16 protein-coding genes are annotated in these 13,542 nt (G+C 72.5%); 10 read left to right on the top strand and 6 right to left on the bottom strand.

Translation table 11 applies throughout. The annotated features are described in order from the left end of the window. Window positions 1-158: 158 nt before the first annotated feature. The 4 genes from ACT2CW_RS29905 (at window position 159) to ACT2CW_RS29920 (ending at window position 3,710) form a co-directional block, all read left to right on the top strand. Entirely contained in the window at window positions 159-1,301 is a 1,143-nt protein-coding gene (locus ACT2CW_RS29905) for an anion permease (protein ID WP_445518864.1), read from the top strand. Between the two features lie 34 nt (window positions 1,302-1,335). Continuing rightward, window positions 1,336-1,575, top strand: coding sequence for a hypothetical protein (locus tag ACT2CW_RS29910; protein ID WP_445518865.1), 240 nt, complete (start codon window positions 1,336-1,338; stop codon window positions 1,573-1,575). Between the two features lie 77 nt (window positions 1,576-1,652). Then, window positions 1,653-2,495 carry a pentapeptide repeat-containing protein gene (locus ACT2CW_RS29915; RefSeq protein WP_445518866.1) on the top strand — a complete coding sequence of 281 codons (843 nt, stop codon included), beginning with the start codon at window positions 1,653-1,655 and terminating at the stop codon, window positions 2,493-2,495. A 39-nt stretch (window positions 2,496-2,534) separates the two neighbouring features. After that, the gene (locus ACT2CW_RS29920; protein WP_445518867.1) at window positions 2,535-3,710 is read left to right on the top strand and encodes a damage-control phosphatase ARMT1 family protein; all 1,176 of its coding nucleotides are present in this window, start codon (window positions 2,535-2,537) and stop codon (window positions 3,708-3,710) included. Window positions 3,711-3,790: 80 nt separating this feature from the next. Here ACT2CW_RS29920 and ACT2CW_RS29925 read toward each other — a convergent pair whose 3' ends face one another. The 3 genes from ACT2CW_RS29925 to ACT2CW_RS29935 form a co-directional block, all read right to left on the bottom strand. Continuing rightward, window positions 3,791-4,033, bottom strand: a complete 243-nt coding sequence (locus ACT2CW_RS29925) for a hypothetical protein (RefSeq protein ID WP_164423623.1) — start codon at window positions 4,031-4,033, stop codon at window positions 3,791-3,793. A gap of 208 nt (window positions 4,034-4,241) precedes the next feature. Beyond that, a complete protein-coding gene (locus ACT2CW_RS29930) occupies window positions 4,242-4,511 on the bottom strand; it encodes a hypothetical protein (RefSeq protein ID WP_445518868.1) in 270 nt (89 codons plus the stop codon). A gap of 127 nt (window positions 4,512-4,638) precedes the next feature. Then, on the bottom strand, window positions 4,639-5,622 hold the full coding sequence (locus tag ACT2CW_RS29935) for a hypothetical protein (protein ID WP_445518869.1): 984 nt from the start codon (window positions 5,620-5,622) through the stop codon (window positions 4,639-4,641). A gap of 408 nt (window positions 5,623-6,030) precedes the next feature. On the opposite strand from ACT2CW_RS29935, the gene ACT2CW_RS29940 reads away from it, so the two are divergent. Then, entirely contained in the window at window positions 6,031-6,699 is a 669-nt protein-coding gene (locus tag ACT2CW_RS29940; protein WP_445518870.1) for a pentapeptide repeat-containing protein, read from the top strand. Window positions 6,700-6,736: 37 nt separating this feature from the next. Here the strand turns inward: ACT2CW_RS29940 and ACT2CW_RS29945 are convergent, their stop codons facing one another. The 3 genes from ACT2CW_RS29945 to ACT2CW_RS29955 all read right to left on the bottom strand — a co-directional run bounded on the left by ACT2CW_RS29945 (window position 6,737) and on the right by ACT2CW_RS29955 (window position 9,000). Beyond that, complete coding sequence (locus ACT2CW_RS29945) at window positions 6,737-7,498, bottom strand: ArsR/SmtB family transcription factor (protein WP_164423846.1); 762 nt, start codon at window positions 7,496-7,498, stop codon at window positions 6,737-6,739. An 87-nt stretch (window positions 7,499-7,585) separates the two neighbouring features. Further along, complete coding sequence (locus tag ACT2CW_RS29950; RefSeq protein WP_445518871.1) at window positions 7,586-8,092, bottom strand: mycothiol transferase; 507 nt, start codon at window positions 8,090-8,092, stop codon at window positions 7,586-7,588. Window positions 8,093-8,178: 86 nt separating this feature from the next. Then, window positions 8,179-9,000, bottom strand: a complete 822-nt coding sequence (locus ACT2CW_RS29955; protein ID WP_445518872.1) for a maleylpyruvate isomerase family mycothiol-dependent enzyme — start codon at window positions 8,998-9,000, stop codon at window positions 8,179-8,181. Between ACT2CW_RS29955 and ACT2CW_RS29960 the strand changes: the two genes are divergently transcribed. The 5 genes from ACT2CW_RS29960 (at window position 8,983) to mdlC (ending at window position 13,537) form a co-directional block, all read left to right on the top strand. Further along, the gene (locus tag ACT2CW_RS29960) at window positions 8,983-9,204 is read left to right on the top strand and encodes a hypothetical protein (RefSeq protein WP_445518873.1); all 222 of its coding nucleotides are present in this window, start codon (window positions 8,983-8,985) and stop codon (window positions 9,202-9,204) included. The two genes, ACT2CW_RS29955 and ACT2CW_RS29960, sit on opposite strands and share 18 nt — an antisense overlap. A 62-nt stretch (window positions 9,205-9,266) precedes the next feature. Beyond that, on the top strand, window positions 9,267-10,217 hold the full coding sequence (locus ACT2CW_RS29965; protein WP_445518874.1) for an ABC transporter substrate-binding protein: 951 nt from the start codon (window positions 9,267-9,269) through the stop codon (window positions 10,215-10,217). Beyond that, window positions 10,214-11,023, top strand: coding sequence for an ABC transporter permease (locus tag ACT2CW_RS29970; RefSeq protein WP_445518875.1), 810 nt, complete (start codon window positions 10,214-10,216; stop codon window positions 11,021-11,023). The genes ACT2CW_RS29965 and ACT2CW_RS29970 overlap by 4 nt, the downstream gene beginning before the upstream one ends. After that, complete coding sequence (locus ACT2CW_RS29975) at window positions 11,020-11,844, top strand: ABC transporter permease (RefSeq protein ID WP_445518876.1); 825 nt, start codon at window positions 11,020-11,022, stop codon at window positions 11,842-11,844. The genes ACT2CW_RS29970 and ACT2CW_RS29975 overlap by 4 nt, the downstream gene beginning before the upstream one ends. 58 nt (window positions 11,845-11,902) lie before the next feature. Further along, window positions 11,903-13,537, top strand: coding sequence for a benzoylformate decarboxylase (mdlC, locus tag ACT2CW_RS29980; RefSeq protein WP_445518877.1), 1,635 nt, complete (start codon window positions 11,903-11,905; stop codon window positions 13,535-13,537). Window positions 13,538-13,542: the final 5 nt, after the last annotated feature.

Below are 13,542 nucleotides of genomic sequence, written 5' to 3' on the forward strand. Positions count from 1 at the left end.
GTGTGCCACGGCGCCGACCCGGCCCGGCCGTTGGGACGGGCGCCAGCGTTGGCGCCCGTCTGACACCGCGCTTAGCGTGGACATCAGACAGCGGTCTTCACACGAGACGGTCCGACGCGATCGATGTGCCGGGCCACTCCTGGTGCGGGAGGTCGGGAATGGACTCCGTCTCCTTCCTTCTGGTGGCCGTCATCCTCACGGCACTGGCCTTCGACTTCACCAACGGCTTCCACGACACGGCCAATTCGATGGCCACGTCCATCGCCACGGGGGCGCTGTCGCCCCGGCTCGCCGTCCTCGTCGCCGCGGTGCTCAATCTGGCCGGGGCCTTTCTCTCCACCGAAGTGGCCAAGACGATCTCCAACGGCATCGTCGACGACGCCAAGGTCTCCCCGGTCATGATTTTCGCGGGGCTGATCGGGGCGATCCTGTGGAATATGATCACCTGGCTCGCCGGGCTGCCGTCGAGCTCCTCGCACGCCCTGTTCGGCGGGCTGATCGGCGCGGTGTGGGTGGGCGCCGGGGAATCCGCGGTGCGCTTCACCGCGATCGTCGAGAAGATCGTGATTCCGGCGGTCGCCTCACCGGTGGTGGCCTGTGTGGTGGCCATGCTGGCCACCTACCTCGCGTATGTGATCACCCACCGGGCGGCCGCCCCCGTGGCGCGGAGGGGTTTCCGCGCGGGCCAGGTGGGATCCGCGTCCCTGGTGGCGCTCGCCCACGGCACCAACGACGCGCAGAAGACGATGGGGGTCATCACCCTCACCCTCATCGCCGGTGGCGTGCTCGCCCATGGCGCCGGGCCACCGTGGTGGGTGGTGCTCAGCGCCGGTCTGGCGATCTCACTCGGCACCTATGTCGGCGGGTGGCGGATCATCCGGACCATGGGCAGGGGGCTGACCGACATCCAGCCCCCTCAGGGCTTCGCCGCCGAGACCAGCGCCACCGCGGTGATCCTGGCCTCCTCGCACCTGGGCTTCCCGCTGTCCACCACCCAGGTGTGCACGGGCAGCATCCTGGGCGCCGGGCTCGGCCGCAGGCTGGCCCAGGTGCGCTGGGGGATCGCCGGACGGATCGCGGTGTCCTGGCTGCTGACCCTGCCCGCGGCGGCGGCCGTGGGAGGCGTCGCGGCCTGGGTGGCGGACCAGGGCAACGCCGGGGTGGGCCTGGTGGCGTGCGTCGCCGTCGCGGCGGCGGTGGGCTTCTACGCGCTCTCGCGCCGGCGCCCGGTGAACCCGGACAACGTCAACGAGCCGCGCCTCCCCGAGCCCGCCGAGCGCACCCTGGACACGACCGTCTGACCGAACCGCGACCCCCGTCGAGGAGCTGATCCGTATGGGCACCACCTGGGGCACGATCGGCGGGGTCTTCGGGGTCAGCCTCGGGGTCACCGTCCTGGTGGTGGTGATGTTCTCCCTCGGCGTCGCCGCCTGGGCCCGTGCCGGTGGCGGCACCCCGCGCCACGGGGCGCGCCGCGGCCGTCTCGACACGGTGTCGGCGGCCGCGGCGGTGGTGTGCTTCGCCGCGTGCCTGGCGATCGCCGCCTATGGAATCGAGCTGATCATTCCCGGCTGAGCCCGCTTGAGACAATGGAACGCCACCGAGCACCGCCCCGCACCGCGGTGCTCCCGTCCACGCGGGAGACCACGCACTTGTCAGATACGACCGAGACCCCCTCCGCCGGCCCGGCCGCCGCGGACCGCCCCGCCCTGCGGGCCGACTGCGCCAACTGCTTCGGGCTGTGCTGTGTCGCCCTGCCCTTCGCGGCCTCCACGGACTTCGCGATCAGCAAGGACGCGGGGAAGCCCTGCCACAACCTCCGGGCCGACTTCCGCTGCGGGATCCACTCCCGGCTGCGCGAGGAGGGCTTCCCGGGCTGCACGGTCTACGACTGCTTCGGCGCCGGGCAGAAGGTCTCCCGGCTCACCTTCGAGGGCCGGGACTGGCGGCGGCACCCCGGAACGGCCTCCGAGATGTTCGCCGTCTTCCCCGTCATGCGCCATCTGCACGAGCTGCTCTGGTACCTCACCGAGGCGCTGGCCCTGCCGCCCGCCCGGCCCGTCCACGGCGCCCTGCGTGAGGCGCTGCGGGAGACCGAGCGCCTCACCCTCGGCAGCGCCTCCGAGCTGAGGGAGCTCGATGTGGCGGCCCACCGCGACCGCGTCAATCAGCTGCTGCTGCGCACGAGCGAGCTGGTACGGGCCAGGATCCCGGGCAAGAAGAAGAACCGCAGGGGAGCGGATCTCATCGGCGCCGACCTGAGGGGAGCCGATCTGCGGGGCGCCAACCTGCGCGGCGCCCGTCTCATCGCGGCGAACCTCACCCGGGCCGATCTGACGGCGGCCGATCTGATCGGGGCCGACTTCCGCGACGCCGAGCTGGGCACGGCCGACCTGCGGGGAGCCGTCTTCCTCACCCAGGCCCAGCTGAACGCGGCCAAGGGCGACGCCGCCACCCGGCTGCCCCCGTCCCTCACCCGCCCCGCGCACTGGTGACCCCGCCGCGCCACCCCGCGGTGTGCGACCCTGGCTGCCATGTCCGACACCGTCGACGCGCCCGTGATCCGCAGCGATGAGCCCGGATCCTTCGCCCGGAGTGTGCTGGCCGAGCGCCATCCCGCACTGATCGAGAAGGTGCGCGACGCCTTCCCATACGGCCCCGGGCAGCACCGCGCCCTCGACGCGCTGCGCGACAACGCCGCCGAGGGCACCATCGCCCCGCTCCCGCCCACCGCGTACGACCACGACCGGTGGGCGGTGTGGGGCCGGGAGCACTTCGGCCGGTCCTGGTTCGATGTGCCGTTCCTGTGGGCGGAGAGCTATTTCTACCGCCGGCTCCTGGAGGCGGTGGGCTACTTCGCGGACGGCCCCTGGCGGGGCGTCGACCCGTTCCGCCCCTTCAAACAGGCCGAGCTGGACACCCCCGAGACCGAGGCCGAACTGGCCACGCTCGACGACATCCTGCGCGGGCCCGCCGGGGAGCAGGCGGACGCGCTGGTGCACGGCTCACTCTGGGGCAACCGCGCGGACCTGGGCTTCCGCATCTCCTCATCGGCCGCGGACACGCACGGCGGCGACACCCCGCCGCTGGTCGCGGACGACTCGGCGGCGCTGTGGTCGCTGCTGCCCGCCGGCTCCCCGGCCACGCTGTGCGTGGTGGCGGACAACGCCGGGCGGGAGCTGCTCCCCGACCTTGTCCTCATCGACCATGTGCTCCACCACGGGCGCGCCGAGCGGGTGGTGCTCCAGGTCAAGCCGTATCCGTACTACGTCTCCGACGCCACCACCGAGGATGTCGTCGACTGTCTGCGCCGTCTGGTGCGGGCGGAGGGCGCCGCGTCCGCCACCGGCGGACGGCTGTGGGCCGCCATGGGCGACGGGCGGCTCACGGTGCGGGCGCACGACTTCTTCCGCGCCCCGCTGCCGTACGAGGAGATGCCAGGCGACCTGCGGAGCGAGTTCGCCGCGGCCACGCTCACCGTCATGAAGGGCGATCTGAACTACCGCCGCCTCGTCGGCGACCGGCTGTGGCCCCCGACCACCCCCTTCGCCGACCGCACCGGGTACTTCCCCGGCCCGGTGGCCGCGCTGCGCACCCTGAAGTCGGATGTCATCGTCGGGCTCGACGGGCGGACCGTGTCCGCGCTGGACGCGCACGAGGACCACTGGCGCACCAGCGGCGCCCATGCGCTGATCCAGGTACGGCGGTGAGGCACGCGCTCCCCTCGCCCCGGAGGGTCGAGGGGAGCGCATGGGGCCGGCGACCGTGGTAGCCGGCCCCTGCCTCCGCATCAGCCGCCGATGTAGTTGATGCAGCTGCTGCCGATGTTGATGTCACCGCTCGGGGCGGCGCCGCCGGTGGAGGTGGTGGTGCCGGTGGCGGTGTCGCAGTCGTTGCTCTGGAAGATGAAGCTGGACAGGTTGACGGTGGTGGGAATGTCGGAGCCGCCGTTGGCGGCCGCGGTGCCGGTGCCGAGGAGCGCGAGGGCGCCTGCGGTCGCGGCCACCAGGGCGGCCTTCTTCGCGATCTGCATGGATTCCTCCGTGTCGGGTCGCAGAACGAATAAATCTGACGGTCCGATTTAACGAAGGAAGTCCGGGAGAAGTCGGGTAAGCGCACCGGAGAGTGGCCCGTTCGGCGTACCAGGCCATTGGGCCGGAACGGGCGCGCTCCCCCCGACCCGGAGGGCCGAGGGGAGCGCGGTGGGCCGGTGACCGTGGTCGTCGGCCGCTGTCCCTGCGTCAGCCGCCGATGATGTTGGCGCAGGTGCTGCCGATCTTGATCTCGCCCGTCGGGCCGGCGGTGGCGGTGGAGAGGGTGGTGCCGGTGGCGGTGTCGCAGTCGTTGCTCTGGAAGATGAAGCTGCTGACGTCGAAGCTGGTGGGGGCGGTGGTGCTTCTGTCGGAGCCGCCGTAGCCGCCGTAGCCGTTGGCGGCCGCGGTGCCGGTGCCGAGGAGCGCGAGGGCGCCTGCGGTCGCGGCCACCAGGGCGGCCTTCTTCGCGATCTGCATGGATTCCTCCGTGTCGGGTCGCAGAACGAATAAATCTGACGGTCCGATTTAACGGAGAGGGTCCCGGGGAAATGCGCTCAGCACACCGGAGAGTGGGCCATCCGGCGCACGTAATCGCCCTCTGGTGTCAGTTGAGGCGGATACCCACGGCGTAGGCCGTGATCGTGCTCGGGTCGGACACATGGTGGTCCTTGGCGGCCGCGCTGTAGCTCGGCGTCTGGGTGGTGGCCGGTTCGAGCTTCCAGAGCAGACTGCCGCTGCCCCGGTAGTGCACCTCCGCGCCGCCACCGGTGAGCGCGAAACCGGGCTCCACGGATGCCACGGCGGCCGGGTGCGGAGATTGGCCGGAGTCGGCCCGGGTGAAGCTGTTGGACACGAGGCCCACCGGGAGGAAGCGCCGGAGGCCGATGGCGAACACCCGGATGTTGGCGGGATCGGAGACCAGATGGTCCTTCGACCGGGCCTTCCAGGAGGTCTCGGTCGAGGGGAAGGAGGCGGTGGCGAGATTGCCGCCGCCGTGCCAGTCCACCCGGAACCCGCCGCCCACGAGGACGTACTCGTCCGACGACGGAAGACCCGCCTCGGCCTCCGGATGCGGGGCCAGTCCGCTGTCCGCACGCGCCACGTGCACCGACCGCAGCAGCTGGTCCCGGCTCATCCCGGCGATCTTCAGACCGATGACATACGAGACCAGCTCATGCGCCTGCGCGTCGATGTGGTCCTTCGAGCTGACGGTCCAGCCCGACAGGTCGTCCGTGGGATAGGACGCCGTCAGCAACGCCCCGTTGGGGTATTCCGCCGCGGTGGCCCCGCCGCCGATGGCGATCATGTCGCCGTCGCCGACCAGGACCGTCTCATCGACCCAGTGCTGCTGAGCGGGATTTCCCCGGTGCGAGAACACCGAGACGGTCACCAGCCCCGAAGCGTCCTTGAAGGTGTTGAGCCGCGTCCCCACCGAGCTCAGCACCCTTCTGGGCTGCCGCACCCCTCTCGGCCGCCGCGCCGCCGGCGCGGCCGCGGCGGCGGTCGTGACCCCGCCGCCCACCGCTCCCACGGCGGCCGCGCCCGCCACGGCCGTAGCCGCCCTCAGCATGTCCCTTCGGCTGCGCATCACCCGCGTCGACCTGCCTTCCGTCCTCCATGCGCCTGACCCGGCGTCAGGGCGAGCAGAAAGCTAACCCGGTCATCGAACACAGGGATATTCCCCGAAATGACGGATTGACAGTGCATTGCGCCGTGGGCTAGTGGATCGTGGCCGACTTCCGGCTCGGCCGCTACCTGGAAGAAACCCCTCCGGTGCGGGTGGCGCCCCGGGCCCGGAGACCGCTCCCGGGGCGGTCGAGGCGGGTGGCAGGGCGGCAGGTTGTCCTGTTCGGTGCGGTTGAACGACATGCCACTCGGCCAATCTTCGGTTCACGGCGGTCGGTGGTGGCCTCTGCCACGGTCTCGGCGGGGTTGTCGGTCCCGGATGGCAGTATCGGCCTCGTACGCCGCCCGCCCCCGGAAAGTGAGCCCTCGCATGGTGCCGTCCCCCCGTGAACTCGCCGATCTGCCCTTCGCGGACCATCTGCGGCCGTTCGACGGGGACTTGGCGGAAGGAGGCGACTACGACAGCGTTCATCTGGACGGCGACGCCTTCGACGGGGCCGTGTGCGACCACGCCCGGTTCCTCGAGTCCGCGTTCTCCTCGGTGACCTTCACCGGGGGCCGTGGCCGCGGGGCCCGGTTCAATGAGGTGTGGCTGGACGGGGTGCGGTGGGTGGGCACCGACCTGGCGGACACCGACTGGCTGGACGGCGAGCTGGGCGGCTGTGTGCTGGCCGGGCTCGAGATGTTCTCCGCGCGGCTGCACCGGGTGACCTTCCACCGGTGCAAGCTGGAGTCGGTGAACCTCCGCACCGCCACGCTGCGGAACGTCATCTTCGTGGACTGTCTGCTGCGCGATGTGGACCTCGGCGGCGCGGGGCTGACGGAGGTGGCGTTCCCGGGGACGGCGCTGGAGGATGTGCGGTTCGGCAAGGCGCGGATGGCCAAGGTGGATCTGCGAGGGGCCACCCGGCTGGAGATCGCCGACGGCTATGACGCGCTGGGCGGCGCCACCATCGGCAGCGGTCAGCTGATGGAGCTCGCGCCGATGCTCGCCGACGCCCTGGGGATCGCGGTACGGGACGGTGGGGCCGCGCGGTGAGGCACGGTGAGCCCCCGCCTCCCACGGCGACCGAGGCTCACTGGGGGATCAGCCAGGGCCGCTGCGGCAGCGGACTCCCCGTCTCGAGCAGTGACTTCAGATTGGACAGCACCGCGGCCCAGCCGCCGGCCGCCGCGGTCCGCTCGGCCTCGTCGGCCAGGTTCTCATGGGTCACGGTCAGCCGGACGATGTCGCCGTGCGGCTGGATGTCGAAGGTGACCCGGGAGGGCTCGGCGGTGGCATCGGCGTCGGGCGCGGCCCAGGTGGTCACCAGCCGGGTGGGCGGTGAGCTCTCCACCACCGTGCCGACGACATCGGCGGTGCCGGAGCCGTCCGTCCGCCGATGCTCCCATGGGGAGCCCACCTGCCAGTCCGACACATTGCTGTGGCCCCAGTACTCGGCCGTGAGGTCGGCGTCGGTCAGCGCGTGCCAGACCTTCTCCGGTGTGCTCTCGATGTAGATGACGTACACGAACGCCGGCTTGTCGGCCATCGCTTCCTCCGCTTGTCGCTTCACCAGGCTCAGCGCGCGCAGCCGCGGGCGCTCGAACTTGTCGATCCAGCGCTCCTGGATCTCATTGAGGGGGACGGGGTTGAGGTAGTGGAGTTTTTCGCGGCCCCGCCGCACCGTGCTGACCAGATTGGCCGCCTCGAGCACGGCCAGATGCTGGGTGGCCGACTGGCGGGTCATCTCCAGCCGCCGGCACAGCTCGCCCAGCGTCTGGCCGTTGTGCTCATGCAGCCGGTCCAGCAGATACCGCCGGGTCTGGTCGGCCAGCGCCTTGAAGACCTTGTCCATCTCTGAGCTCACACCGAACGTTATGCAGGTGATTGCCTGCATGTCAATGCGAGCGATGCGACGGGCCCCGCTCAGGGTGATTTCGCGCTATCGCCTGCGGACCGCGCCGCGGATGAACGCCGCCTGTCCGGCGTGCTGTAGATCGTCCGAGACCACGCTGACCAGCCGGACGCCGAGGGTCACCGCCGGGGTCCACCGCTCGTCCACGATCCGGTCGAGATCGGAGTCGCGCAGGCCGCGCACGAACGCCAGGGTGTTCTCGTGGACGGCGTCGTAGTACCCGGTGAGCAGCTCGGCGTCCACCCGCACCGCCGCCACGTCCTTGGCCCGGTGGCCGTAGCCGGTGGCCTCGGGCGGGAACGGCAGGCCGAACCGCTCGGCCCAGCCCTCGGACGTCCACAGCTGCTCGGTGCCCGCGGCGTCGGCGATGTGGTCGTCCTGGACCCGGGTCAGATGCCACACCAGCCAGGCGATCGAATTGGCCCCGCTGTCGAGCCGTACGGCCAACTCGTCCTCCGAGAGCCCGTCCACGGCCGACTGCACCTCCTCGCGCACCCGCTCGAAGGCGTCGGCCAGCAGATCGGCGCTGTTCATTCGCGGCTCCCTCGCTCGTGGGTCGGCTCCCGGCCATGGTCGCACCCCGCGGCCCCGGCCGCGGGGTGCCGACTCGCCGGAGCGGTTCACACGGGCGGGACGAGGGTGAAGTAGCGGTCGAGCACCGCCTGGTCGCCGGTCACCTTGTCGAGCCGGTCGGCGGGAAGCCGCTGCCACAGGAACAGCATCAGGTCCGACGCGGTCCCGGCCAGCTCGACATCGTGGGACGCCCCGGCGGTGTCCTCGTCCGCGGCGCCGGTGGTCAGCCGTACCTCGGCGCCGTCGAAGCGGACCGTCCACAGGTCCGGACCGTCGGTCCGGCGGAACCGGAAGCGCTCGCCCGCCCCGGGCGGGGCCTCCCGCCACGCCCGCCGGGCCGGGGCCATCACCTCGAAGGTCTGGGCCACGGCGTCCACCGCGAGGTCGGGCTCGATCGGCCGGGCCCGCCCGACGGCCGCCCGCTCGGCGTCCCAGCGGTGCAGGGCCGCCTCGATGGTCTGCATCCGCAGCCAGAAGCCCGCGGTCCGCTCCGCCGACCACGTCCACACCGCCAGCCCCGGATCCTCGCTCCGGAACAGCGCCTCGAGCCGCGCGGCCCCCTCGGCGAACCAGTCGACGAGGCTCACCGGCACCGGCCCGTGATGCGGCCCGCCGGTGGGCGCCGGCCAGCCCTCGCGGTCCTCGGGAAGCTCGAAGAGGGTGGCGTCCGTGATGTCCGGCTGCCGGTCGAGCCGCTCCCGGATGACGCGGGCGACCAGACGATGCACCCCGCCCAGGTGCAGCACCAGATCCGACATCGTCCAGTCGGGGCAGGAGGGGATCAGTGGCGCGTCCGCCCCGTCGGTGGCGCCACGGGCCGCCTGCTCGAACGCCACGATCTCACGGTGGAAATGGGCCGAATAGTCCATGGCCCGCACTCTGCCAGGTGGCGACCGCCGCTGCCATACACCGCCCGGCCACTCGGTAGCGGCGCCCTGCACGGCTTCACCCACCCCGGCCTCGAACCCGACCCCGTGGCCTGCCCGGGGATCGGCTGTCACCGGCCCTCGGCCGAACGGGCCTGGCGGGCCATGCTCGACCTGTTCGACGAGGTCTTCCCGACCATGGTGTGAACAGCGCACGGCCCCTATCGTGAAATGCCATGGGAGACCAACCGCGCTTATCCCCGGCAAAGTTGGCCGCGGCCGCCACGGTCACCGCCGTGCTGCTCGCCGGATGCGGCGGCTCCGGCGAGGACTCGGGCGGCGGGGGCGGGCCGGAGAAGAAGACCGTCACGGTGGCCGGACTGCCGCTCGCCGATGTGGCCGCCCTGCACATCGCCATGGACCGCGGACTCTTCGCGAAGGAGGGGCTGAACGTCCGCGTCCAGCCGGTCCAGCAGAGCGTCCAGGCGCTGCCCGCGCTCGCCCACGGCCAGGTGGACGTCATCGGCGGCGCCAACTTCGTGACGTTCCTCCAGGCCCGCGAGAAGGGCACCCTGGCCACTCGGGTGCTGGCCGAGGGCGCGCGCAACGCCCCGCACATGATGGATGTGCTGGTGCCCGCCGACTCAAAGATCAAGGAGCCGCGGGACCTCGCGGGCAAGAAGGTCGCGGTCAACATCCTCAACAACATCCAGTCGCTCACCCTCAACGCCACCCTCAGCAAGGCCGGGGTCGGTCGGCCCGAGTACCGGCAGGTGCCGTTCCCGCAGATGGGCTCGGTGCTGGAGCGGGGCCAGGTGGACGCCGTGCACGCCGCCGAGCCCTTCGCCACGGCGCTCAAGCGCGAGCTGAAGGCCCGTACGGTGGTCGACGGCAACGCGGCACCCGTCGCCGGACTGCCGCTCAGCGGCTATGTCACCACCGACACCTTCGTCGAGAAGTACCCCAAGACCGCCGCCGCCTTCCAGCGCGCCATCTCCGCCGCCCAGGCCGTGGCCGCCAAGGACCGCGGCGCCGTGGAGAAGGCGCTGCCCGGCTATACGAAGATCAAGCCGGCGGAGGCCACCGCCATCGGCCTGCCCGACTACCCGGCCACCTCCAGCGCCGCCCAGCTGAAGCGGCTCATCTCGCTGATGCGGACGCAGAAGCTGCTCACCAAGGACCTCGACCCCGCCGCCGTCCTGTACCAGCCCACCGGATGAGCCCCGCGACGGCCGGGCGGAAGCGCACCGGGCGGGCCAGGAACGCGCTGCTCGGCGTCGTCGGCGTGCTCGTGGCCTTCGCCGCCTGCGAGGCCCTGGGCCGCTCCGGGATGGTGCGGAGGACCTATCTGCCGCCCGCCTCCGAGGTGCTGGTACGGGCCGTCGAACTCGGCGGCGACACCACCTTCCTGAACGGCGTCGGCGCCACCCTCGAGGCATGGGCCACCGGGCTCGCCCTCGCCTGCGCCCTCGCGATCCCCCTCGGGCTGCTGCTGGGCAGTGTGCCGACGGCCGCGCGGGCCACGCGGGTGCTGATCGAATTCCTGCGCCCGGTGCCGTCGGTGGCCCTGATCCCCCTGGTGTCGCTGCTGCTCGGCGCCGGAAGCGAGACCACGGTCGCCCTCGTCACCTACGCGTGTGTCTGGCCGGTGCTGTTCAACACGGTCTACGGGCTCGGCGAGACCGATCCGCTGGCCAAGGACACGCTGCGCGCCTTCGGCTTCGGGCGGCTCGCCGTCCTGCTGATGGCCGGTCTGCCCTCGGCCGCCCCGTTCATCGCCGCCGGGGTGCGCATCGCGGCGGCCACCGCCCTGATCCTCGCCGTGGCCAGCGAGATCCTCGCCGGATTCGGCGAGGGTCTCGGCACCTTCATCGCCCAGGCGGGCATGGCCACCGACGGCACCCGCGACGTACTGGCCGGAGTGGTGTGGGCGGGCGCGCTCGGCCTCGTCATCAACCTGGCGCTCACCGCGGTCGAACGGCGGCTGTTCCCCTGGGCGCCCGAGCACCGCGGGAGCCGCGCATGACCGCGCCGGCCACCCCGCTCGGCGCCGCACGGCGGCTGCCCCGGGCCCTCGCGCTGCGGCTCGGCGTCCCGTTGGTGGCGGTGGCGCTGTGGCAACTCGCCGCGCGGGCCCGCGGCAGCGTCTTCTTCCCGACCCCCGCCCGGATCGCCGAGCACGGCTATCACCTGTGGTTCTCCGGCCCCGCCGAACGGGCGTTCCTCACCGACGCGGCGGTCCGCGATCTGCTGCCCAGCCTCGGCCGGGTGCTCGCCGGATTCGCCCTCGCCGCCGCCGGTGGCATCGTGCTGGGGCTCGCCCTGGGCCGCTCGCGCACCGTGTACGCGCTGTGCGATCCGGTGCTCCAGTTCGCCCGCGCCGTGCCCCCGCCCGCGCTGGTGCCCGTCTTCGTCGTGGTCTTCGACCTCGGCACGCCGATGCAGCTCGCCTCCATCGTCTTCGGCGCCATCTGGCCCGTACTGATCAACACGGCCGAGGGGGTGCGCGGCATCGACCCGCTGCGGCTGGACGTCGCCGCCACCGTACGGATGCGCCCCGCCGAGCGGATCGTGCTGCTGTATCTGCCCGCCGCGCTCCCGCGCGTCTTCGCCGGGCTGCGGCTGAGCCTGTCGCTCTCGCTCATCCTGATGGTGTTCTCGGAGCTGCTGCCCGGCACCGCCGACGGCATAGGCTTCTCGCTCACCGACGCGCAGACCCGCTCCGATCTGCTCACGGTGTGGGCGGTGATGGTGCTGCTCGGCGCGCTCGGGCATCTGCTCAACAGCGCGCTGCTCGCCGTCGAGCGGCTGGCCCTCGGCAGACACCGCGCGGCGCACCGCACCTGACCACCCGTAGCACCCGTACGCAGGACACGCCCCCCACACCCAGCAGAGGAGGTGGCCCATGGCCGAGCCCACCGCCCATCCCCCGACCACCACGGTCCGCGAGGCGGTGCTGGCACTGTGCCGCGCCACCGGGATGACGACCGTCTTCGGCAACCCCGGCTCCACCGAACTGCGGATGTTCCGCGACTGGCCCGAGGACTTCCGCTATGTGCTCGGCCTGCACGAGTCCACCGCCGTGGCCATGGCCGCGGGCCACGCCCTGGGCACCGGGCGGGCGGCGCTGGTCAGCCTGCACTCCGCCGGGGGAGTGGGCCACTCCCTGGGAGCGGTGTTCAACGCCTACCGGGACCGGGTGCCGGTGGTGATCATCGCGGGGCAGCAGTCCCGTGCGCTGCTGCCGCTGCGGCCCTTCCTCGGAGCCGACGAACCGGCCCTGTTCCCGCGCCCGTATGTGAAGTTCAGCAGGCAGCCGGAGCGGGCCGCCGATGTGCCGGCCGCGCTCGCCGAGGCCCACCGCGTCGCCATGAGCCACCCCCGGGGCCCGGTCTTCCTCTCCGTACCGGAGGACGACTGGGACCGCCCCGCGAAGCCGGTCGCCCCGCGCACCGTCCACGGCGGCTACACCGCCGACCCCGCCGCGCTCACCGGCCTCGCCCGAGCGCTCGACGCCTCGGCGCGCCCCGCGCTGGTCGTCGGGCCGGGCGTGGACGACGAGCGCGCCGTACGGGAAGTGGCCGAACTGGCCGAGCGGCTGCGGGCCGCGGTGTGGATCAGCCCGCTCTCCGCACGCTCCGGCTTCGACGAACGCCACCCGCTCTTCCAGGGCTTTCTGCCGCCCGTCACCGACCAGCTGGCGGAGCGGCTGGCCGCCCACGACGTGGTGGTCGCGCTCGGCGCCCCGCTGTTCACCTACCATGTGCACAGCGAGGCCCCGCCGCTCGCCGACGGCACCGAGCTGTACCACCTCGACTGCGACCCCGCGCAGGCCGCGTGGCTCCCGGTGGGCACCAGCATCGTCACCACCCTCGGGCCCGCCCTGCGCGCCCTCACCGAACTCGTCCGGCCCGCCGACCGGGCCGCGCCACCGCAGCGGCCCGCCCCCGGACCGCTTCCGGCCACGTCGGCGGAGGAGATCTCCCCCGAGCTGGTGATGGACCTGCTGCGCGAGCGGCTGCCCCGGGACACCGTGCTGGTCGAGGAGACTCCCAGCCACCGCGACGCCCTCCACGCCCGCCTCCCCATCAGCGGCGAGGGCCGCTTCCTCACCACCGGCAGCGGCGCGCTGGGCTGGGGGCTGCCGCTCGCGGTCGGCCGCGCCCTCGCGGACGGCGAACGGGTGGTGTGCGTCGTCGGCGACGGCTCGGCGCTCTACTCGGTGCAGGCCCTGTGGACCGCGGCCCGGCACCGCGCCCCGGTGAGCTTCGTCCTGCTCGACAACGGCGGCTACGGCGCGGTCAAGGCGCTGGGCCACCGCATCGGCATCGCACCCGTGCCGGGCACCGACATCGGCGGCATCGACTTCGCCGCGCTCGCCGGGTCCTTCGGCTGCCCGGCCGAACGGGTGGAGCACCCCGACCACCTGCCCAAGGCCCTCGAACGAGCCCTGGCCCTCGGCCGTGACGACGGCCCCCTGCTGCTCCAGGTCCGGGTCCCCGCCGACGACTCCCCGGCGTACGAGCCCTGGGCCCGGTGAGGCGG

The organism is Streptomyces sp. NEAU-174 (assembly GCF_052665095.1).